Origin of the sequence: Streptomyces sp. SLBN-8D4, assembly GCF_049739545.1 — a bacterium.
GTDB classification, from domain to species: domain Bacteria; phylum Actinomycetota; class Actinomycetes; order Streptomycetales; family Streptomycetaceae; genus Streptomyces; species Streptomyces canus_C.
Genome location: NZ_JBMGQC010000001.1, coordinates 4,168,671 through 4,189,720, shown reverse-complemented (window position 1 = coordinate 4,189,720; position 21,050 = coordinate 4,168,671). Strand labels below are relative to the sequence as shown.

Genomic DNA, 21,050 nt, shown 5'->3' with positions numbered 1-21,050 from the left:
TCACCCCTCCCACCCGACAACGCGTACACCGAACCGACCGCACCCGTACAGCTACTCAGCGTCGCCGAGTCGCACCTGGTCAGCGTAGGGACAACCCAGCACGCTCAGTCACGTGAACGCCGAAATCTCCACCCCCACCGACGAACTGACCCAGCGTCTGAGCGCCACCCCGCGAGGCGCCCGTCTAGCACGCAGACTCACCGCCACGCAGCTGGAGGCGTGGGGGTGCCCCCACGACCGCGAGGTGAACGACACCGCGCAGCACCTCGTCGCCGAACTGGCCGCCAACGCGGTGACTCACGGCCGCGTACCCGGACGGGACTTCGAGCTGCGTCTCCTCCGGCTGCCGGAGAACACGCTGCGTATCGAGGTGAGCGACGCGCGAGGCGACCGTCGGCTCCGGTACGTCAACGACGAGGACGGCGAACACGGCCGCGGCCTGATCCTCGTCACGCTCCTCGCCGACACCTGGGGCGTCACGGAGCGGGACGTCGGCAAGACGGTGTGGGCCGAGATCGGGCTCGGCTTCGGACACAGCGTGAGCGGTGGGATGCGGGGAAAGGAATGATGACGGTCTTCATCCGGGGCAGGCAGCCTTCGTCGTCGACCTGGTCGGGAGGATGTACGAAAGCCGGGAGTGATGAGGAGATCCATGCCTGAGCGGCGGCTTCACGGATGTTTCGGAACGGTGATGGGGCTTGCTCTCGCGGTGCTCACCGCCATGCTCCTCGGCAGAGCTCTGAGCGCCTGCGACAGCGGCGTCAACGGCGCGGCGAACGGTATGTTCCTCATCGTTCTGTTTATCCCGTCCCTCTGGGGCCTTCTGACCCTTGGCTGGGTGATGGTGGGAGTTCTCCTGGGGAGGCAAGCCCTCCTCCATGCACTCGTCCTCACGGTGGTGCTCCCCGCTCTGTGCTGGTGTGCTGTCTCCTTCTTCTGGGGCGGCGCCACGCAGGAATGCCCCAGCGGCGTACCACCGTGGTGGCCCGGCTTCCTCCCCGCTCCCGGATTCTGAGCTGAGGGCCTGTACCCCCCCGCTCGGCGGGACGCCTTCGCCGTCCTCCACACCTCTTGACTTCTCAAGAGCCCCGCGCGACGTTTCCGGACCTCTTCGTCCATACCAACCGCAGGGGGGACCCGACCATGAGCGTGACCCGAAGACACCTGCTGGCCGCCGGTGCCGGGGCGGCCGTCGCCGCCGGGGTGCAACAGGGCGCGAGCGCCGCCGACCTGCCACCCCTGGGCACGTACGACGTCGTCGTCATCGGTTCCGGCGCCGCCGGCATGACCGCCGCCCTCACCGCCGCGAAGCAGGGGCTCAGCACCGTGGTGCTGGAGAAGGCGCCCACCTTCGGCGGGTCCGCGGCCCGGTCCGGGGCCGGGATCTGGATCCCCAACAACCCCGTCCTCCTCGCCGCCGGGGTCCCGGACACCCCCGCCAAGGCGGCCGCCTACCTCGCCGCCGTCGTGGGACCGGACGTCCCCGCGGCCCGGCAGCGGGCCTTTCTCACGCACGGCCCCGCGATGATCTCCTTCGTCCTGGCCAACAGCCCGCTGCGCTTCCGCTGGATGGAGGGGTACAGCGACTACTACCCCGAGCTCCCGGGCGGCCTGCCGAACGGCCGCTCCATCGAGCCCGACCAGTTCGACGGCAAGCTCCTCGGCGCCGAACTGGCCCATCTGAACCCGCCGTACCTCGACGTCCCCGCCGGACTGGTCGTGTTCAGCGCCGACTACAAGTGGCTCGCCCTGTCCGCCGTGAGCGTCAAGGGCGCCGCCGTCGCCACCGAGTGCCTGGCACGGGGCACGAAGGCGGCCCTGCTCGGTCAGACGCCGCTCACCATGGGACAGTCACTGGCGGCCGGGCTCAGGAAGGGGCTTCTGGACGCGGGCGTGCCGGTCCGCCTCAACACGCCCCTCACCGAGCTCTACGTCGAGAACGGCACCGTCGCCGGAGCGGTGACCCCGGGCGGCCTCTACCGTGCCCGCCGGGGTGTGATCGTCGGTTCCGGCGGCTTCGAGCACAACGCGGCGATGCGGGCCCAGTACCAGCGGCAGCCCATCGGCACGGAGTGGACCGTGGGCGCCAAGGAGAACACGGGGGACGGCATCCGGGCCGGGCAGCGCCTGGGCGCCGATGTCGCGCTCATGGACGACGCCTGGTGGGGACCGGCCATCCCGCTCCCCGGCGAGCCGTACTTCTGCCTCGCCGAACGCACCCTCCCCGGCGGCCTCGTCGTCAACGCGGCCGGGCGGCGGTTCGTCAACGAGGCCGCCCCCTACAGCGACGTCGTCCACACCATGTACGACCGCAACCCCACCGACCCCGACATCCCGGCCTGGCTGATCGTCGACCAGAACTACCGCAACCGGTACCTCTTCAGGGACATCGCGCCCACCTTCGTCCTCCCTGCCGACTGGTACGGCTCCGGCGCCGCCCACAAGGCCTGGACCTTCGATGCCCTCGCCACGTCCATCGGCGTCCCGGCCGCCGCCCTGCGGACCACCGTCGACCGCTTCAACTCCCTTGCCCTGAAGGGCGACGACACGGACTTCGGACGCGGTGACAGCGTCTACGACCACTACTACACGGACCCGTCCGTCCTCCCGAACTCCTGCCTGGCCCCGCTCTGGCTGCCCCCGTACTACGCCTTCCGGCTCGTCCCGGGAGACCTGGGCACCAAGGGCGGCCTGGTGACCGACGCCCGCGCCCGCGTCCTGCGGCCCGACGGCTCCGTCGTCCCCGGCCTGTACGCCGCCGGGAACGCCAGCGCGGCCGTCATGGGCCACAGTTACGCGGGCGCGGGCTCGACGATCGGGCCCGCGATGACCTTCGGGTATGTCGCGGGGCGGGACATCGCCGGGGTGCTCTAGGGACGGCGGGCGATCAGGAACGCCTGCTGCGACACCTCGTCGGGGCCGGGTTCGCGCACCGTCTGCGAGACGAGCGAGAATCCGGCCGCGCGGAGCAGCCCGACGAGCTGCTCCGGCCGCCGCCTCAGGAAGGTCAGCGCGACCGGCCGCCCCCACGGCCGGTCGTGATGCCGGTCCTTGTCACCGGCCTGGAAGGCCACGAGGAGGTGCCCGCCCGGGGCCAGGACACGGTAGAACTCGGCGAACAGGCGCGGGAGTTCGTCCACAGGGGTGTGGATGGAGGAGTACCAGGACACGGCGCCGGCGAGCGCCCCGTCGGGAAGATCCAGCTCCAGCATCGAGCCCCGCTCGAACCGCAGCCCCGGGTTCTCCCGGCGGGCGATGGCCAGCATCGACTCCGACAGGTCGAGGCCGAAGACGGACAGGCCGAGGGCGGCGAGGTGTCCCGTGACGCGCCCGGGCCCACACCCCAGGTCGGCCACCGTTCCCTCGGTGCCCACGAGTTCGGCGAACCCGGCGAGCGCCGCTCGGTCCAGTGGCGCGTCGGCGAGACCGTCCCGGAACTGCTCGGCGTAGTCCTCGGCGACGGTGTCGTAGAAGGTGCGGGTGGCGGTCACGAAGTCGGTGTCGGTCATGGCCGGGGACCCTAGCGGCCCCCACTGACACTCACGTGACACCGGCCGCCCGCAGTAGGGCAGTTGTGGCCGCCGCCCCCAGCACCACGACCACGAACGGCGCCCTGCGCCAGGCCAGCACCGCCCCCACCAGCACCCCGGCCGGTCGCGCCCACCCCGCGAAACCGCCGCCCTCCGTCAGCGCCCCCGTCGCCAGCAGCGCCGCCAGCAGGACGATCGCGCCCGCCGACAGCAACTCCTGGAGCCGCTCCGGCAGTTCCACCCGCCCGTGCAGCACCGGCCCGACCAGCCGGAAGGCGTACGTTCCGACCGCCATCGCCAGGATCATGGCGACCGTCGCGTTCACGCCGTCCTCCTGTTGCCGTGGAGGACCAGCCCGGCCAGCGCCACCAGCACCGGCACCCCGGCCGGGACCGCCGGTGTCACGGCCAGCGCCAGCCCGGCGCCGAGCAGCGCGGACCGCCGGATCGCGGGGGAGTCGCGCAGCGTGGGCAGCACCAGCGCGACGAGCACGGCGGGGAAGGCCGCGTCCAGGCCGTAGGTGCCGGTGTCGCCCAGTGCGCCCCCGGCGAGGGCCCCGGCCAGGACGCCGAGGTTCCACACGGCGAACAGGCCGACCCCGGAGATCCAGAAGGCCGCACGGCGCCGCGCCGGATCCGGCTGGGCGAGAGCGAAGGCCACCGTCTCGTCGGTGACCAGATGGGCGCCGAGGAGACGGGCGAGCCGGCCCCGGCCGAGGATGTCCGCGACGGCGAGGCTGAAGGCCGCCGTGCGGGTGTTGAGCAGCAGGCCGGTGGTCGCCGCGGCGACCGGGCCGCCCCCGGCCAGCAGGACGCCGATCGCGCTGAACTGGGCGGAGCCCGCGTACACGACCAGGGACATCACCACCGGCACCCACACCGGCAGGCCGCCGGTGACGGCGATCGCGCCGAAGGAGACACCCACCACTCCGCTCGCGAGCCACACGAGCGCACTGTCACGGACCAAGGCTGTTCGCTCTGCCGTACGCATGTTCACTACACTGGACGCCAGAGGATTCGTTCGTCAAGGCGAACGAACGTACCGATGGAGCGAACATCATGTCCGACAGCCCGCCGGCCCGGCTCCCCCTGGACTGGATCGCCGCCTCCCTGCGCCGCGAACGCACCCGCGCCGGGCTCTCCCTCTCCGAGCTGGCCAAGCGGGCCGGAATCGCCAAGTCCACGCTGTCCCAGCTGGAGGCGGCGGGCGGGAACCCGAGCGTGGAGACACTGTGGGCGCTGGGGGTCGCGCTCGGCGTGCCGTTCAGCGCCCTGGTGGAGCCGCCGGCACCGTCCGTGCACGTGATCAGGGCGGGGCAGGGGCCGAGCGTGGCCTCCGAGAAGGCCGAGTACGCGGCCACCCTGCTCTCCGCGAGCCCGCCCGGGGCGCGCCGGGACATCTACCACCTGCGGGCCGAACCCGGGGCCGTACGAGAGTCGGATCCGCACCTTCCGGGCTCGGTGGAGCATCTGATCGTGAGCACGGGGCGGATGAAGGCCGGTCCGGCCGAGGAGACGGTGGAGCTGGAGCCCGGGGACTACATGGCGTACCGCGGGGATGTGCCGCACTCGTACGAGGCGCTGGAGCCGGGCACGACCTTCGTGCTCGTCATGCAGCACGTCTAGGACGCGCACGGGAAAAGGCAGGAGCCCCGCTGCCGTGCGGCGCGGGGCTCCTTGGGTACTGCGTCAGGTCCGGATCAGAGGCAACATCGCCTGTGAGACGGGATCACTCAGACGGGGGTGACGTTCTCCGCCTGCGGGCCCTTCGGCCCCTGGGTCACGTCGAAGGAGACTGCCTGGTTCTCCTCCAGCGAGCGGAAGCCGCTCGCGTTGATCGCGGAGTAGTGGACGAAGACGTCGGGTCCTCCGCCCTCCTGGGCGATGAAGCCAAAGCCCTTTTCGGCGTTGAACCACTTCACGGTTCCCGTAGCCATAAGCCCTCCTTGGGCCCAAAAGGGTTGCCCTGCTCCAGAACCTGCAAGTGTGAAAACAGTGCCGCACAACTGCATTCTTCTGAAAACGACTAGAGCCCGCGGTTACATGCTCCGCAGGCTCTGTACTGCAAGGGAAACCAAACTGCAACTTGCGGCGAGCGTAGCACGCAGGCAGCCGAAAGCAATAGAGGCCAAGATCACGTCACTCGGATGTTTGAAGATCGCGGCGAGGTTGACCCTGGGCCGGAGTCCGAAGCGTACCCCAAGGGGTCTAGTGTCGCGATGTGGACAATTCTCGCACCCGGCCGCGCGTCGGCCACATCCAGTTCCTGAACTGCCTGCCCCTGTACTGGGGGCTCGCGAGGACGGGCACGCTCCTCGACTTCGAGCTCACGAAGGACACCCCTGAGAAGCTCAGCGAGAAGCTGGTGCAGGGAGATCTCGACATCGGGCCCATCACCCTCGTCGAGTTCCTGAAGAACGCGGACGACCTGGTCGCCTTCCCCGACATCGCCGTCGGCTGCGACGGTCCGGTCATGTCCTGCGTCATCGTCTCGCAGGTCCCGCTGGACGAGCTGGACGGCGCAAGGGTGGCCCTCGGGTCGACCTCGCGCACCTCCGTCCGTCTCGCCCAGCTCCTCCTCGCCGAGCGCTACGGCGTGCGGCCCGACTACTACACCTGCCCGCCCGACCTCAGCCTGATGATGCAGGAGGCGGAGGCGGCCGTACTCATCGGGGACGCGGCGCTGCGGGCGAACCTCCTCGACGGCCCGCGCTTCGGCCTTGAGGTCCATGACCTCGGCTCGCTCTGGAAGGAGTGGACCGGGCTGCCGTTCGTCTTCGCGGTGTGGGCCGCCCGCCGGGACTACCTCGCACGCGAGCCGGTCATCACCCGCAAGGTCCACGAGGCCTTCCTCGCCTCCCGGAACCTCTCCCTGGAGGAGGTCGGCAAGGTCGCCGAACAGGCGGCCCGCTGGGAGGCCTTCGACGAGAAGGTCCTGGAGAAGTACTTCACGACGCTGGACTTCCGCTTCGGGGCCCCGCAGTTGGCGGCCGTCACCGAGTTCGCGCGCCGGGTGGGACCCACGACGGGTTTCCCCGGGGACGTGAAGGTGGAACTGCTTCAGCCGTAACCTGCATCCGTACCTTTACGGGGGACTTACGGGGGAGGCAGGATGCAGCCGCTCGGCGTCGACGAGCCCACCGCCGTGGGGCCCTACCGGCTGCTCGGCCGGCTCGGCTCCGGCGGCATGGGCCGGGTCTATCTCGGCCGCAGCGCCGGGGGCCGCACGGTCGCGGTCAAGATCGTGCACCCGCACTTCGCGCTCGACGAGGAGTTCCGCGCCCGTTTCCGCCGCGAGGTGGACGCGGCGCGGAGAGTGGGCGGGGCCTGGACCGCGCCGGTCCTGGACGCCGACCCGGAGGCGGCGGTGCCCTGGGTCGCCACCGGGTACGCGGCGGGCCCTTCCCTGGCCTCGGCGGTCACGGACGGCGGCCCGCTGCCCGAGCATTCCGTACGGGTCCTGGGCGCGGGGCTGGCCGAGGCGCTCGCCGCCGTGCACGAACTGGGGCTCGTCCACCGGGACGTGAAGCCCTCCAACGTCCTGCTCACCGTCGACGGCCCCCTCCTCATCGACTTCGGCATCGCCCGCGCCACCGACGGCACCGCGTCCCTCACCTCGACCGGTGTCTCCATCGGTTCACCCGGCTACATGTCCCCCGAACAGATCCTGAGCAAGGGCATCTCGGGCGCGGCGGACGTCTTCTCCCTGGGCGCGGTCCTGGCGTACGCGGCCACGGGGGCACCGCCCTTCCCTGGTGACTCCTCGGCCTCCCTCCTCTACAAGGTCGTCCACGAGGAGCCCGAACTCGGATCGCTGAGCGGGGAGTTGCGGGACGTCGTGGAGAGATGCCTGGACAAGTCGGCGCAGGCGCGGCCGACTCCGGGAGAGGTGGCCCGGCGGCTGGCTCCGCAGGGCGCGGCGCGGCTGGTGGCGGCGGGGTGGCTGCCGGGGGCGCTGGTGGAGCAGGTGGGGCGGAGTGCCGTACAACTGCTGAATCTTGAGGCGGCGGGGGAGCGGACGGGGGAACAGGCGTCGGGGCCGGTGGGATTCAGCAGTCCTTCCGTGGGCGGGGGTTCGGCGGGGGCGACGGGTTCTCCAGGTTCTGCGGGTTCCATGGGTGCGTTCGGGCCGCCGCCGGTGATGCCGGCGGTGTCGGCGGGGGCGCCGCCGGCCGCCGCGGCCGGGCCACCAGCGTATCCGGTCACGCCACCGGCTCCCACGGGCACTTCCTCCGGGACCTCAGGGCCCTCTGTGCCCGAGCCCAGGGACGCGGTGCCGTACGAGACGGTGGTGCCCTCGGACCGGCGGTCCGGTCCCGGAAAGCTCTCCGTCTCCGTGGCGGCCACCTCCACGTCCGGCGACAACGGCCGCGGGCGTCGGCTGAGTTGCACCGTGGCGCTCGCCGTCGCGGGCGCGCTGGCGGCCGTGACCGTGGGGTCGGCGTTCCTGTTCGACCTGCTGCCGGGGCGGGGCGACGACGACTCGGCGAGTCCCCCGCCCGGCAGCGACGCGTACTCGTCGGCGCCGACGTCGGTACCGTCCGCGTCCGCGCCGTCGGCGTCCTCACCCGTCTCCCCGACCGCGTCCGCGTCGCTGTCGACCGAGCCGTCCAGCGGACCGGCCGGACCGACCGCGGTCCCCGCCCGCTATCTCGGCACCTGGGAGGGCCAGGGCACGGGTCTCGGCGGGAGCCTGCCGATGGGGACCTTCCGGATCACCGTCAAGAAGGCGAGCGTCGGCGAGGAGTTGGGCCGCCTCCAGCAGACCGACGCGATCGGCGCGGTCTGCACCGACGTCCTCACCCTGAAGAAGGTCACCGACAAGGAACTCGTCACCACGGCCGTGGGCGCCGAGGACAACCACGCCGGCTGCAACCCCACCGCCCACACCGTCCGCCTCACCACGGTGGGCGACGACCTGAAGTACACCTCGGAGAGCGAGGCCGAGGGATACCCCGAGGCACGGATGTCGAAGGTCGGGCGGTGACGCAGCTGCTCGTCCTCGTGGCCGCGTTGTGGGGCGCGGCGGCTGGTGCGCTGCTGCCGCGCGCGGCCTACCGCTTCTCCGTCCCGTCCGGGGAACCGTGGCGCGGGACCTGCCCCGACGGGCACCCGCTGGTCGGCTGGCTGGGGCGGGCGAGCTGCGGGAGCTGCGGCACGCGGCAGCCGTACGGTCCCGGCACCCTGCTCCTCTCCGCCGTCACCGCCCTTCTGTGCGCCGCCCTCGCCGCCGCCACCGGTACCCGTCCGGAGATCGCCGTCTGGCTGCTGCTCGCCCCCGTGGGCGTGCTGCTCGCCGTCGTCGACCTGCGCGTACGACGACTGCCCGACCCGCTCACCCTCCCCCTCGCGGCCGCCGCGCTCACGCTGCTCGGGGTCGTCTCCTTCGTGCCGGAGCACACCGGGAGCTGGCTGCACGCCCTGTTCGGCGCCCTCGCCCTCGGCGCCGGTTACTGGGTGCTGTGGCGGGTCAACCCGGGAGGCATGGGCTTCGGCGATGTGAAGCTGGCGCTCGGGGCGGGGGCGGTCCTGGGCTGGTACGGCTGGGACACCGTGCTGCTGGGGACCTTCGCGGGCTTCCTCCTCGGCGCGCTCTACGGCGGTGCCCTGGTCCTGGTGGGCAGGGCGGGGCGCAAGACGGCGATCCCGTTCGGGCCGTTCCTGATCGCGGGGGCGTACGCCGGGCTGCTGATCGGTGCGTACGCGGCCTGAGGGCGGGGGCGCACGGCCTGACATCCGGCTTGTCACAGGGCTGGCGTAGGCTGGCCCAGACCGCCAGAACCCTTGACGAAAGGCACGCCCCGGTGACCGAGAAGGCCGACCTTCAGTCCGTCCTCGACCGTGCCGCCGAGGGTGGGCGCATCACTCCGGAGGAGGCGCTCGACCTCTACCGCGACGCCCCGCTGCACGCGCTGGGCTCCGCCGCGGACGCGGTGCGCCGCCGTCGGTACGCGGGTACAGAACACATCGCGACGTACATCATCGAGCGGAACATCAACTACACCAACGTGTGCGTCACGGCGTGCAAGTTCTGCGCCTTCTACGCCCCGCCCACCGCCAAGGACAAGGGCTGGACCCGCGACCTGGACGACATCCTGCGCCGCTGCGCGGAAACCGTCGAGCTCGGCGGCACGCAGATCATGTTCCAGGGCGGCCACCACCCCGACTACGGCGTCGAGTACTACGAGAAGCACTTCGCCGCCATCAAGAAGGAGTTCCCCCAGCTGGTGATCCACTCGCTGGGCGCGTCCGAGGTCGAGCACATGGCCCGGATCTCCAAGGTCAGCGTGGAGGAGGCCATCCAGCGCATCCACGCGGCCGGCCTCGACTCTTTCGCGGGTGCCGGTGCCGAGATGCTCCCCGAGCGTCCCCGCAAGGCCATCGCGCCGCTCAAGGAGTCCGGCGAGCGCTGGCTGGAGATCATGGAGACGGCGCACAACCTGGGTGTGGAGTCCACCTCGACCATGCTCATGGGCACCGGCGAGACCAACGCCGAGCGCATCGAGCACCTGCGGATGATCCGTGACGTACAGGACCGCACCGGCGGCTTCCGGGCCTTCATCCCGTACCTCTACCAGCCGATGAACAACCACCTGAAGGGCCGCACCCAGGCCACGATCTTCGAGTACCTGCGGATGATCGCGATCTCCCGGCTCTTCATGGACAACATCGCCCACATCCAGGGCTCCTGGCTCACCACCGGCCAGGACGCGGGCCAGCTGACCCTGCACTACGGCGCGGACGACCTCGGCTCGGTCATGCTGGAGGAGAACGTCGTCTCGGCGGCCGGCGCCAAGCACCGCTCCAACCTCCAGGAAATGATCGACATGATCCGCACCGCGGGTCGGGTCCCGGCCCAGCGCGCCACGACGTACGAACACCTCGTCGTCCACGACGACCCGGCCAACGACCCGGTCGACGGGCGCGTGATGTCCCACATCTCCTCCACGGCGATCGAGGGCGGCACGGCACACCCCGAGCTGAAGATCCTCGCGTCCAACTAGGCGTGCGGTGCTGACGATCCACACCGCCGACCTGCTGATCCCGGGCGGCGGAAGGTCACCGCTGCCCGGTGGGGCGGTACTGGTCGAGGGGCGGCGGATCGCCGCCGTAGAGGTGTACGACGACCTGGTGGCCGCACACCCGTCCGCAAGGGTCCGCCGCTGGCCGGGAGTTCTCACCCCGGGCCTGGTGAACCCGCACGGCCCGGAGCTCCTGGAGCAGGCCTACCATCCGGACCCGCGTGAGGACTTGGGCAGCGAGCCCCTCACGGGCGAGGCGCTGGCGTCCCTCGCCATGACGGATACCCGATGGGGCGCGAGCGCGAGGCGGGGCGTACAGCGAATGCTGGCGCAGGGGACGGTGGCGGTGGTGGGTCCGCTGAGGCGCCCCGCCGTGATCGACGCCGTCCACAGGTCGGGCCTGAGGATTCAGGACGGGGCGACGGAAGCGGTACCGCCCGCCTTGGTTCCGGGTGCGGACGCGACGTTCGCGGTCTTCGACGCACCGGAATGCGTGGCAACGGTGATCAGGGGCCGCTTGCTGCACAGGCGCAGGTAAGAGCTTTTTGGGGCGCGGGGCTGTATCAATGTGCGGCTCCGCCGCGCGGGCGCGACCAGCCCCCACCGGCCCGCACTCGGAACTCAACCCGCGAACGCCTCCCCAAACGCCCCCGAACTCTGGGAAACCCCACTGCAATTGGTCAACGGGTCATCCTCGTCGGAGTCCCCCGACTCACACTGCTGATCCCGGAACGTGGACCACATGGACACCCAAGCCACCTCTTTCGCCTCAGCAAAAGCCCGCACCTGCGCCGCGTCGGACAACGTGAACGTCTCCCCGTCCACGTCATTCGTCCCGATCATCGAGGTGAGCGCCAACGCCCGCCACGCAGTGGAGTCCGACGTACCGAAGACCGACTTCAACTGCGCCTGCGCCGCCTTCGCCGAGGTGATCGCGTAGGCCCCCATGTCCCCGTCGTACGACTCCCCGTAGTTCATCGTCATGATGTTGACCGTCGAGACCTGAACCGACTTGTTGTTCGCGGACTCCAGCAACGCCACGCTGTCGTCGTCGAGCCCGGACGGCATCACGGGAAGCGTGAACGACACGGCGAGATCGCTCCGTTCCTCCTGGAGCAACGCGATCGCCTCGGACCGCAGATCCACCGAGTCCGAGTCGGTCAGCGCGTCCCCCTCGATGTCGAAGTCGGCGAGCGAGGAACCGGCCGCGTCCAGCGCCTTCCCGTAAGCCGCCGCAAGCTTCGCCGCACTGGAGCAGGTCTCGGCCAGCTCCTTCCCGGACGCCCCGCCGAAGGAGACCCGGACCTGCCCCCCGTTCTCCTTCAGCGCGCCGATCCGGGAGGTGACCGACGAGTCGCCGATGGCGGACGTGCCGTTCCAGGACGGTGTGCAGTCACTCCCGTCGGCGATCACGAACGCGAGGTTGTACACCGAGGGCGAGCCCGCGGAGTCGTTGTCCGAGGCCTCGGTGGCGCTCACGTACGGGGCGTACGAGGTACCGGCTGACGAGGTACCGGCTGACGGGGTGCCGACCGACGGGGTGCCGACCGACGAGGTGTCGGCCGACGCGGCCGGTGCGGACTCCGCGGAACACCCCGTGGTGGCCAGGGCGAACAGACAAGTGAGCCCGGCGGTTGGCCTCAAGAAACCCCGCATTGTTCATGCACCCGCTCTCGTGATGTTCGTCTCAGGCTCGAAACAAAGGGTTATTCAAAAAGAGAACGTCTCATGCGGAGCCGGTGTTCAAGGCGACAGTCGATTCATAGGAGATCCACGGGCGGCATTGCGTGAATCAGGCCAATCGGGCGAACTGAATGGGGCATTCGGTGCACTTGCCTCCATGGTGACCCGCGCAGGTGTTCACGGAGTCTCTCAGGAGAAAGACAGGTTAAGGCGTTTCTCATATGCGTCTCACAAGAACGGCCGACTCGGTCACATAAAGACTCCTTAACGTCTGGGGAATGCATTTCGAGACTGCCACCGAAAACCGTGCGGACACGCGCGGTCGCCGCCGCAAACGCGGTAGTAACGGGTCCGCCGAGGGTCCCGTGTTCGTTGACAACTCCGGACGCCGCTCCAGGATGCTGCGCCGGATCGGCCTTCTCCTCGGTGTCCTGTCCCTCGGGTACGCCGTCGTGCTGGGCCTGGCCTTCATGGGCATCGGCGTCTCCAGCACGACCCTGCTGCCCTTCGCGGGCGGCGGCCCCGGCGGTTCCTCGAACTCCGGCCCCGGCGGCCTCCAGCCGCAGGGCGGTGTCGGCACCCCGCCGTCGAGGCCCACGGGCACCCCGCCCACAGGCACCGCCACGGGCGCTCCGCCGAGCGCCGCCCCGACCGCGACCGCCTCCGCGGCCTCCAACTGACCGGAACGGCGCACCACATGACCACGACGACGCCCTCCCGCGGCCGCCGGCGTGCCCCCACCCGCATCGAGCGGGCGGCGGGCAAGGCCGCGGCGCTGCAGAAACCGCGGGTCATCCTCGCCCTGCTGCTCCTGCTCGGCCTGACCAGCGTGATGCTGCTCGACGGCTATCTGCGCGCCGAGGTCGGCGGCGACCAGCGGGTGCGCGACGGCGCCGGCTCCAGCGAGGTCCCCGACAAGATCATCAACGGCGGGCCGATCATCAGCTTCCGGGGCGGCCGGGCGACCACGACCTCCGTGCCGTCCAAGACGATCGCGCTCACCTTCGACGACGGCCCGAACCCGACGTACACGCCCCAGGTCCTGAAGATCCTGGAGAAGTACGACGTCCCGGCGACGTTCTTCCTGGTGGGCTCGATGGTCTCGCGCTACCCGGGGATCGTGAAGGACATGGTCGACCAGGGCAATGAGGTGGGCATCCACACCTTCACCCACGTCGACCTCTCCTACCAGAGCGACGCCCGTATCCGGCGCGAGATGACCCAGACGCAGCTCGCCCTCGCGGGCGCGGCCGGCATCACCACCACGCTGTTCCGGGCGCCGTACTCCTCGGAGACGGACGCCATCGACGACTACAGCTGGCCCGTCTACGAGAAGCTCGGCGAGGAGGGCTACACCAGCGTCTTCGTCGACACCGACAGCGACGACTGGAAGAAGCCGGGCGTCTCGAAGATCGTCAAGTGGGCCACCCCGTCCGGGACCTCGGGCGCCTCGGTGCTGATGCACGACGCCGGCGGCGACCGGGAGCAGACGATCAAGGCGCTGCCGGAGTACATCGAGAAGATGCGGGCGAAGGGCTACACCTTCACCACCATCAGCGGGGTCATCGAGGCGCAGAACGCGGCCGCTCAGTTCCCGGGCGGAAATCGGAACGGCACCGACCGTCTCCAGGCCGCGCACCGCGAGGCCACCGGCGCGACCCTCTACGAGGGCAAGGCGCTCGTCGCGGCCGTCGCCGTCGCCGAGTACACCGTGCCCACGCTGTCGGTCGGGCTCGTGATCGTGGGCGTGGCAGTGATCGGGCGGTTCGGGATGATGCTGATCCTCGCCCGCCGCCACCACAGACTGCGCAACAAGCGCCGCTTCAGCTGGGGGCCCACGGTCACCCGGCCGGTGACGGTGATCGTCCCGGCGTACAACGAGAAGGAGTGCATCGCCAACACACTGGAGTCGCTGGCGAGGAGCACCCATCCGATCGAGGTCATCGTCGTCGACGACGGCTCCTCGGACGGTACCTCCGAGATCGCCCGCGAGGCGGCCCGCTCCCTGGGCATGACGAACGTCCGTGTCATCCGCCAGGAGAACGCGGGCAAGCCGGCCGCCCTCAACAACGGGGTGCGCAGCGCCAGTCACGACATCGTCGTGATGATGGACGGCGACACCGTCTTCGAGCCGGACACCGTACGGCAGCTGGTGCAGCCCTTCGCGGATCCGGAGGTCGGCGCGGTCGCCGGCAACGCCAAGGTCGGCAACCGGGACACGGTCATCGGCGCCTGGCAGCACATCGAGTACGTGATGGGCTTCAACCTCGACCGCCGGATGTACGACCTGCTGCGCTGCATGCCCACCATCCCGGGCGCGATCGGCGCGTTCCGCCGGGAGGCGGTGCTCCAGGTCGGCGGCATGAGCGAGGACACCCTCGCCGAGGACACGGACATCACCATCGCGATGCACCGCGCGGGCCGGCGGGTCGTCTACCAGGAGCACGCACGGGCGTGGACCGAGGCGCCCGGCTCCCTCAAGCAGCTGTGGTCGCAGCGCTACCGGTGGTCGTACGGCACCATGCAGGCGCTGTGGAAGCACCGCGGGTCCCTCACAGACAAGGGGCCCTCGGGCCGCTTCGGCCGGGTCGGCATGCCGCTGGTGGTGATCTTCCAGATCGTCACGCCGGTCTTCGCCCCGCTGATCGACGTGTTCACCGCCTACTCGATGATCTTCGTCGGCTTCCGGGCGGCGCTGTGCGCGTGGCTCGCGGTCCTCGGCATCCAGCTCGTGTGCGCGGCGTACGCCTTCAGGCTGGACAAGGAGAAGTACCGCTATCTGCTGATGATGCCGCTCCAGCAGCTGGCCTACCGCCAGATGATGTACCTCGTCCTCATCCACTCCTGCATCACGGCGCTCACCGGCGGCCGTCTGCGCTGGCAGAAGCTGAAACGGACCGGCGAGGTCGGCACCCCGGCGGGGGTCGGCCGATGAGCTGGGAGCAGCAGGGGCACCCGCAGCAGGGGCACCCGCAACCGGAGCACCCGCAACAGGGGTACGGCCAGGAGTACGGGTACTCGGGGTATCCGCAGCAGTCGTATCAACAGCACTCCTACTCGCAGCAGCCGTATCCCCAGGAATACGTCGACCCCGGGTACTACGGACAGGGCGTGCCGGACGCCACGTCCCCGTTGCCGGTGGTGGAGCCGGAGCCGGAGCCACCGGTTCTCGATGCCCCCGCTGACGCCGAGGCGGAGGAGGAGAAGCCTCCGTCTCGGCCCCCGGGCCGTGACCGCTACTTCGACACGCTGCGGGCCGTCGCCCTGATCCGCGTCGTCACCTATCACACGTTCGGGTGGGCCTGGGCCGGTATGGTCTTCCCCTCCATGGGCATCATGTTCGGCCTGGCCGGGACGCTGATGGCGAAGTCCCTGGAGCGCCCGGCGGCCACGGTGATCAGGAGCCGACTGCGCCGCCTGCTGCCCCCGTTCTGGTTCTGGGGCGTCTTCGTGGTCCTCGCGATGCTGGTCCACGACTGGTTGCCGGGCTGGCAGATCGTCTACTGGGTCGTGCCGCTCGGCGACCCGCCCGGCAACGCATGGGGTGAGCAGGCCTGGGAGATCCTCTGGTACCTGCGGACGTACCTGTGGTTCGTCCTGCTGTCCCCGGTGCTGCTGAGGGTCTTCCGCCTGTCGCCGGTGCCGGTCCTGCTGCTGTCCCTGGCCCCGATCGTGGTCTTCCAGTTCCTGTGGGAGCCGCCGGACGACCGCCTCGGCAGCGCGCTGACCGACCTGGCCACCTTCCTGTTCTGCTGGATCCTCGGTTTCGCCCACCGGGACGGGGTCCTGGAGCGGCTGAAGCCGGCGGCCGTCGTCCTGCTCTCGCTCGCCGCGATCGGGTTCGGCGGCTGGTACGCCTTCACCCACCAGGGTGAGACGGGGTCGTACGACCTCGACGACATCCCCCTCGCACAGGCCTTCTGGTCGGCCGGGTACGTGACGCTCCTGATGTGGGCCAAGTCGCGCTTCGGGATCGACTTCGCCTGGCTCGCCCGCTTCCGGCGGACCGACCGGGTCGTCACGATCTTCAACTCCCGCGCGGTGACGATCTACCTGTGGCACGAGATCGCGCTGATCCTCGCCGTGCCGCTGATCGACCGGTTCTGGAACGTGCCCGCGTTCGAGAAGTGGCTGCCGCTGGAGAGCCAGTGGTTCATGTTCGGCGTCGGCTGGATCCTGATCGCGGTGTTCGTGCTGCTGTGCGGATGGGTGGAGGACGTGGCCGGGAAGAAGAAGCCGCAGCTTCTTCCGGGAGGGCGTCGGGCTTCGTCGTGAGGGCGGCCTGCAAGAATGGGGACGTGACCCGCGCTTCCCTGAACAAGCAGCCGCACGAAGTCGCCTCGATGTTCGACGACGTGGCGGAACGGTACGACCTGACGAACGACGTGCTCTCGCTCGGCCAGGACCGGGTGTGGCGCAAGGAGGTCGCCAGGGCCGTCGACGCCCGCCCCGCCCAGAAGATCCTGGACCTGGCGGCGGGCACGGCCACCTCGTCGCTGCCCTTCGCCCGCACCGGCGCCTACGTCGTGCCCTGCGACTTCTCGCTCGGCATGCTCCAGGTCGGCAAGCGCAGGCACACCTGGCTGCCGTTCACCGCGGGCGACGCGACGAGGCTGCCCTTCAAGGACGACACCTTCGACGCCGTCACCATCTCCTTCGGACTGCGCAACGTCCAGGACACCGACTCCGCGCTGCGCGAGATGTACCGGGTGACCAGGCCCGGCGGCCGGGTCGTGATCTGCGAGTTCTCCCACCCGACCTGGGCGCCGTTCCGCACGGTCTACACCGAGTACCTGATGCGGGCCCTGCCGCCGGTCGCCCGCGCGGTCTCCTCCAACCCCGACGCGTACGTCTACCTCGCCGAGTCCATCCGCGCCTGGCCGAACCAGCCTGCCCTGGCGGAGCGCCTCCAGAAGGCCGGCTGGTCGAAGGTGGCCTGGCGGAACCTGACGGGCGGCATCGTGGCCCTGCACCGGGGCGTCAAGGAGAGCTGAACGGCTCGGCGCCGGTCGTCGGAGCCCGGTGGCGCGGCGGGTTTCGGCGGTCGTCGGAGTTCGGTGGCGCGGCGGGTTTCGGCGGTCGTCGGAGTTCGGTGGCGCGGCGGGTTTCGGCGGTCGTCGTCCCGTGACGCAGCGGACCTCGGACGACTTCAGAGCCCTGTCACGCAGCGGACCACGTACGGATCGCCCGGCTCGTCCAGCTCGCGCTGGAGGCCGCCGCTCGGCGGTCTGGGGATGCGGGGCTCGCGGATGCCTCCGCCGCCCTCACCCGGGCCGAGGTCGAACCACACGTACACCACCGAGTCCCGCGGCACCTCGGCACCGGCCTGCGGGTACTGGCGTACGACGTAGTCGACGACGGCCAGATGGAAGTCCTTGCGATCCGGCGCGTTGACGAACAGGCCCTGCGCCTGGGCCGTCTCGCGCGCGTCGACGGCCATGAGTCCGACCAGACGCGGTACGCGCACTTCGGGCGTCTTGGGTGGTATGCGCACAGATGTCACCCCCAGCGGTACTGGCAGGGTAACTCCGGCCCGGCGGCGGCCGGAAGTGCCGGGTGTCTTTCCGCAACAGACCGCTACTCTGAGCGACTGTCCTCCAGGGAAAGCCGGAAGCACAGCGCCTCTTCCCCGAACCGGGGGTGCGGGAAGGTCTCCGCGAGTTCCATTCCGAGGCGCTTGGTGACCGCGATCGACCGTTCGTTGCCGGGTCTGACCATCGCCACCACGTCCGTGACGCCCGCCGCCCTGAGCCGCTCCAGCGTCATCTGCGCGGCCACCGTGGCGTACCCCTGGCCCCAGTAGGCCCGTCCGAGCCGCCACCCGATCTCGATCTCGCCCGTCGGCCCCCAGTCCCGCGGCCATGGCTGGGCGCCGGTGAAGCCGATGACCTGCCCGCCCTCGTCGACCATGGTCCACAGGCAGAAACCCCGCTCGGCGTCGTGCCGGCGCTGCCGCGCGGTGAGCTCCTCGTAGACGTACAGCTCGGCGGACCTGCCGCCGTGGAACTCCATGACGTCCGGGTCGTCGAAGACCCGGTGCCAGGCGACGGCGTCCTCGTCGGTGGGGACGCGCAGCCGTACTACGGGCAGAGCTCGGTTCACTGGGGGCAGCCCTTCAGCCGGGTGATCAATTCTGCTGAATAGACTGCCCATGTCCAGTGCCGGTCGGCACGCGGATTCAGAACTTGATTCCGAACTTGATTCCGAGCCTGGGGAGATCCCGCCGTGACCGAGCCCCTGTCCGAGAACACCGCCGATGTCATCGTCGTCGGCGCGGGGCCGGCCGGCTCCACGACCGCGTACCACCTCGCCAAGTCCGGACTCGACGTGCTCCTCCTGGAGAAGACCGAGTTCCCGCGCGAGAAGGTCTGCGGCGACGGCCTCACCCCGCGTGCCACCAAGCAGCTCGTGGCCATGGGCATCGACATCTCCGAAGAGGCCGGCTGGCTGCGGAACAAGGGCCTCCGCATCATCGGCGGTGGCGTACGCCTCCAGCTCGACTGGCCGGAACTGGCCTCCTTCCCCGACTACGGCCTCGTCCGCAAGCGCGACGACTTCGACGAGCAGCTCGCCCGCCAGGCCCAGAAGGCCGGAGCGCGGCTCTACGAGCGCTGCAACGTCGGTGCCCCGATCGTCGACGACCGCACCGGCCGCATCACCGGCGTCCACGCGAAACTCGGCGAGGAGAAGCGAGAAGTCACCTTCCACGCGCCTCTCGTGGTCGCCGCCGACGGCAACTCCACCCGGCTCTCCCTCGCGATGGGCCTGCACCGCCGTGAGGACCGCCCGATGGGCGTCGCCGTACGGACGTACTTCGAGAGCCCTCGCCACGAGGACGACTACCTGGAGTCCTGGCTGGAGCTGTGGGACCGCCGCGGTCCCGGCGAGGACCGGCTGCTGCCCGGCTACGGCTGGATCTTCGGCATGGGCGACGGCACCTCCAACGTCGGCCTCGGCGTCCTGAACACCTCCGACTCCTTCAAGGAGCTCGACTGGCGCGAGGTGCTGAAGGCCTGGTGCGCCTCCATGCCGGAGGACTGGGGCTACACCCCGGACAACATGACCGGCCCGATCCGCGGTGCCGCCCTGCCGATGGCCTTCAACCGCCAGCCGCACTACACCAAGGGCCTGCTCCTGGTCGGCGACGCCGGCGGCATGGTGAACCCCTTCAACGGCGAGGGCATCGCCTACGCCATGGAGTCCGGCCAGATCGCCGCCGACGTCATCGTCCAGGCCCACGCCCGCGCGACGCCCGCCCAGCGGGAGATCGCCCTGCAGCGCTACCCGCGGGTCCTCAAGGACACCTACGGCGGCTACTACACGCTGGGCCGCGCCTTCGTGAAGCTCATCGGCAACCCGAAGGTCATGAAGATCGCGGCCCAGCGCGGCCTGACCCACCCGCTGCTCATGAAGTTCACCCTCAAGATGCTCGCCAACCTCACCGACCCCACGGGCGGCGACGCGATGGACCGGATCATCAACGGGCTGAGCAAGGTGGCGCCGAAGGCGTGACGGGAGCCCCGCCGTGGGGGCATGTTGGAGGCATGGACGCAGGGGTCGCGTTACCCGTCTTCGTCATCCTCGTCGCGGTGTCGGTGTGGGCACTGGTCCACTCCCTGAGGCGCTGACGGTGCCCTGAGCGCCGTTCAGCGCCTCGACGTCGGCCGCCCGGCGGGATACGGCCATGACGGCGCCCGGCACCGGCAGGCACCCCTCGCCGTCGTCGAGCAGCCTGCGCCCGGCCGGGGCGAGCCGGTCGAGCACCGGGTTGACGAGGTGTCCGACATGCCGGACCTGCGAGGCCCGGCCCGTCCGCGGGTTGTGCACGGGAACAGAACACGTCCAACAGGTCCCGGAGCGGACCGGTCACCACATCAACGCACCGCTGAACAAGGACAATTCGGGCGCCGCGCAATGCCAGTAGGGCCGCAGCCCCCGAGCGGCTGCGGCCCTGCCAAGCTGTTACGGGGTCAGAGCACCCGCACCGCGCCGGTCGGCGGGTCGTAGGACAGCGGCTTCTCGGCCACACCGGTCGAGGGGTTCTGCGCGCCGACGAACATGCCGTCGCCCACGTACACCGCCACGTGGTACGCGCTGCCCGCGCTGCCCCAGTACAGGATGTCGCCCGGCTGAAGGTTGCTCAGCGAGACCTGGGTGCCCGCGGTCGACTGGTCCTGCGAGACGCGCGGCAGGTCGACGCCGATCTGGCTGAACGCGGCCTGCACGAGGCCCGAACAGTCCCACGAGTTGGGGCCGGTGCCGCCGGAGACGTAGGCGTCACCGACCTGTGCCTTCACGAAGGCGATGACGGCCGCGGCCGAACCGGTGGCCGTGGACGAGCTCGTGGAGACACTGGCGCTCGCCGAGGCGGACAGGGTGGTCCGCTGGGAGCTGCGCGAGGCGGCCTCCTCGGCGGCGGCCCTGCGTGCCTCCTCGGCCTTCTTCTTGGCCTCCGCCTTCTTCTTGGCTTCCGCGAGGTCCGCCTTGGCCTGCTTCGCGGCCTTTGCGGCGGCCGCGTCACGCTCGGCCTGCAGCTGGTAGTTGGCGGCGGCCTGCTGCATCGCGTCGGCGGACTCGGCGACCTGGCTGCCCAGGTCGGCCGAGAGGGTGGGCAGTTCGAGGGTCTGCGTCGTCGACTCGGCGGCGAACGCCGAAGCCGACGCGCCCGCCGCTGCCATGCTGAGCACGCCACCGGCGACTCCGGCACGCACGGCGATCGAAGTCGTCGCGCTGCGGCGGGGTTTCCGGTGGCTGCGTATGTGAGCGGTGTGGGACATGAGACCAACTGGTATCAGGGGCTCCTCCATACCTTCAAG

22 protein-coding genes and 1 pseudogene are annotated in these 21,050 nt (G+C 70.4%); 14 read left to right on the top strand and 9 right to left on the bottom strand.

The features are described from left to right. Positions 1-112: 112 nt before the first annotated feature. The 3 genes from RKD20_RS18730 to kstD all read left to right on the top strand — a co-directional run bounded on the left by RKD20_RS18730 (position 113) and on the right by kstD (position 2,874). Positions 113-568, top strand: coding sequence for an ATP-binding protein (locus tag RKD20_RS18730; RefSeq protein ID WP_424878707.1), 456 nt, complete (start codon positions 113-115; stop codon positions 566-568). 84 nt (positions 569-652) lie between these two features. Next, positions 653-1,015: a hypothetical protein gene (locus tag RKD20_RS18725; protein ID WP_424878706.1), complete on the top strand. Its 363-nt coding sequence runs from the start codon at positions 653-655 to the stop codon at positions 1,013-1,015. Between the two features lie 128 nt (positions 1,016-1,143). Further along, positions 1,144-2,874 carry a 3-oxosteroid 1-dehydrogenase gene (gene kstD / locus RKD20_RS18720; RefSeq protein WP_424878705.1) on the top strand — a complete coding sequence of 577 codons (1,731 nt, stop codon included), beginning with the start codon at positions 1,144-1,146 and terminating at the stop codon, positions 2,872-2,874. On the opposite strand, the gene RKD20_RS18715 is transcribed toward kstD, so the two are convergent. The 3 genes from RKD20_RS18715 to RKD20_RS18705 are packed head-to-tail and all read right to left on the bottom strand — an operon-like array spanning position 2,871 to position 4,520. Further along, positions 2,871-3,509, bottom strand: a complete 639-nt coding sequence (locus RKD20_RS18715; protein WP_424878704.1) for a class I SAM-dependent methyltransferase — start codon at positions 3,507-3,509, stop codon at positions 2,871-2,873. The genes kstD and RKD20_RS18715 overlap by 4 nt on opposite strands. Positions 3,510-3,540: 31 nt before the next feature. Next, positions 3,541-3,837, bottom strand: a complete 297-nt coding sequence (locus tag RKD20_RS18710; protein ID WP_424883260.1) for an AzlD domain-containing protein — start codon at positions 3,835-3,837, stop codon at positions 3,541-3,543. A 14-nt stretch (positions 3,838-3,851) separates the two neighbouring features. Further along, positions 3,852-4,520 (bottom strand): AzlC family ABC transporter permease, encoded by a 669-nt coding sequence (locus tag RKD20_RS18705; protein WP_424878703.1) that lies wholly within the window; start codon positions 4,518-4,520, stop codon positions 3,852-3,854. 68 nt (positions 4,521-4,588) lie between these two features. On the opposite strand from RKD20_RS18705, the gene RKD20_RS18700 reads away from it, so the two are divergent. Beyond that, positions 4,589-5,155 (top strand): helix-turn-helix domain-containing protein, encoded by a 567-nt coding sequence (locus RKD20_RS18700; protein ID WP_424878702.1) that lies wholly within the window; start codon positions 4,589-4,591, stop codon positions 5,153-5,155. A 107-nt stretch (positions 5,156-5,262) separates the two neighbouring features. On the opposite strand, the gene RKD20_RS18695 is transcribed toward RKD20_RS18700, so the two are convergent. Beyond that, positions 5,263-5,466 carry a cold-shock protein gene (locus RKD20_RS18695; RefSeq protein WP_003998944.1) on the bottom strand — a complete coding sequence of 68 codons (204 nt, stop codon included), beginning with the start codon at positions 5,464-5,466 and terminating at the stop codon, positions 5,263-5,265. A 284-nt stretch (positions 5,467-5,750) separates the two neighbouring features. On the opposite strand from RKD20_RS18695, the gene RKD20_RS18690 reads away from it, so the two are divergent. From RKD20_RS18690 to RKD20_RS18670, 5 genes are all read left to right on the top strand, one after another. Further along, the gene (locus RKD20_RS18690; RefSeq protein WP_424878701.1) at positions 5,751-6,599 is read left to right on the top strand and encodes a menaquinone biosynthetic enzyme MqnA/MqnD family protein; all 849 of its coding nucleotides are present in this window, start codon (positions 5,751-5,753) and stop codon (positions 6,597-6,599) included. A gap of 42 nt (positions 6,600-6,641) precedes the next feature. Then, a complete protein-coding gene (locus RKD20_RS18685) occupies positions 6,642-8,516 on the top strand; it encodes a serine/threonine-protein kinase (protein WP_424878700.1) in 1,875 nt (624 codons plus the stop codon). Beyond that, the gene (locus RKD20_RS18680; RefSeq protein WP_424878699.1) at positions 8,513-9,241 is read left to right on the top strand and encodes a prepilin peptidase; all 729 of its coding nucleotides are present in this window, start codon (positions 8,513-8,515) and stop codon (positions 9,239-9,241) included. The genes RKD20_RS18685 and RKD20_RS18680 overlap by 4 nt, the downstream gene beginning before the upstream one ends. A 92-nt stretch (positions 9,242-9,333) precedes the next feature. Beyond that, positions 9,334-10,533 (top strand): cyclic dehypoxanthinyl futalosine synthase, encoded by a 1,200-nt coding sequence (mqnC, locus tag RKD20_RS18675; protein WP_424878698.1) that lies wholly within the window; start codon positions 9,334-9,336, stop codon positions 10,531-10,533. A 7-nt stretch (positions 10,534-10,540) separates the two neighbouring features. Continuing rightward, positions 10,541-11,089 carry an amidohydrolase family protein gene (locus RKD20_RS18670; protein ID WP_424878697.1) on the top strand — a complete coding sequence of 183 codons (549 nt, stop codon included), beginning with the start codon at positions 10,541-10,543 and terminating at the stop codon, positions 11,087-11,089. A gap of 83 nt (positions 11,090-11,172) precedes the next feature. Here RKD20_RS18670 and RKD20_RS18665 read toward each other — a convergent pair whose 3' ends face one another. Beyond that, entirely contained in the window at positions 11,173-12,207 is a 1,035-nt protein-coding gene (locus RKD20_RS18665; protein ID WP_424878696.1) for a chitinase, read from the bottom strand. 305 nt (positions 12,208-12,512) lie between these two features. Between RKD20_RS18665 and RKD20_RS18660 the strand changes: the two genes are divergently transcribed. The 4 genes from RKD20_RS18660 to RKD20_RS18645 are packed head-to-tail and all read left to right on the top strand — an operon-like array spanning position 12,513 to position 17,228. After that, positions 12,513-12,914 carry a hypothetical protein gene (locus RKD20_RS18660; protein WP_424878695.1) on the top strand — a complete coding sequence of 134 codons (402 nt, stop codon included), beginning with the start codon at positions 12,513-12,515 and terminating at the stop codon, positions 12,912-12,914. 17 nt (positions 12,915-12,931) lie between these two features. After that, complete coding sequence (locus RKD20_RS18655; protein ID WP_424878694.1) at positions 12,932-15,169, top strand: bifunctional polysaccharide deacetylase/glycosyltransferase family 2 protein; 2,238 nt, start codon at positions 12,932-12,934, stop codon at positions 15,167-15,169. Further along, the gene (locus RKD20_RS18650) at positions 15,166-16,509 is read left to right on the top strand and encodes an acyltransferase family protein (protein WP_424878693.1); all 1,344 of its coding nucleotides are present in this window, start codon (positions 15,166-15,168) and stop codon (positions 16,507-16,509) included. Before RKD20_RS18655 ends, RKD20_RS18650 begins: the two co-directional genes overlap by 4 nt. Positions 16,510-16,532: 23 nt before the next feature. Further along, positions 16,533-17,228: a demethylmenaquinone methyltransferase gene (locus tag RKD20_RS18645; RefSeq protein WP_424878692.1), complete on the top strand. Its 696-nt coding sequence runs from the start codon at positions 16,533-16,535 to the stop codon at positions 17,226-17,228. Positions 17,229-17,383: 155 nt separating this feature from the next. On the opposite strand, the gene RKD20_RS18640 is transcribed toward RKD20_RS18645, so the two are convergent. Together RKD20_RS18640 and RKD20_RS18635 are read right to left on the bottom strand one after the other, a co-directional pair. After that, the gene (locus RKD20_RS18640; RefSeq protein WP_037901080.1) at positions 17,384-17,701 is read right to left on the bottom strand and encodes a PASTA domain-containing protein; all 318 of its coding nucleotides are present in this window, start codon (positions 17,699-17,701) and stop codon (positions 17,384-17,386) included. 110 nt (positions 17,702-17,811) lie between these two features. Next, a complete protein-coding gene (locus tag RKD20_RS18635; RefSeq protein ID WP_424878691.1) occupies positions 17,812-18,336 on the bottom strand; it encodes a GNAT family N-acetyltransferase in 525 nt (174 codons plus the stop codon). A 123-nt stretch (positions 18,337-18,459) separates the two neighbouring features. Between RKD20_RS18635 and RKD20_RS18630 the strand changes: the two genes are divergently transcribed. After that, positions 18,460-19,746, top strand: a complete 1,287-nt coding sequence (locus tag RKD20_RS18630) for a geranylgeranyl reductase family protein (protein ID WP_020120595.1) — start codon at positions 18,460-18,462, stop codon at positions 19,744-19,746. 159 nt (positions 19,747-19,905) lie between these two features. On the opposite strand, the pseudogene RKD20_RS18625 reads toward RKD20_RS18630, so the two are convergent. Together RKD20_RS18625 and RKD20_RS18620 are read right to left on the bottom strand one after the other, a co-directional pair. After that, positions 19,906-20,028 (bottom strand): annotated as a pseudogene (locus RKD20_RS18625) (peptide deformylase); the annotation flags it as partial. Between the two features lie 176 nt (positions 20,029-20,204). Further along, complete coding sequence (locus RKD20_RS18620) at positions 20,205-21,011, bottom strand: C40 family peptidase (RefSeq protein WP_351990381.1); 807 nt, start codon at positions 21,009-21,011, stop codon at positions 20,205-20,207. Positions 21,012-21,050 lie beyond the last annotated feature (39 nt).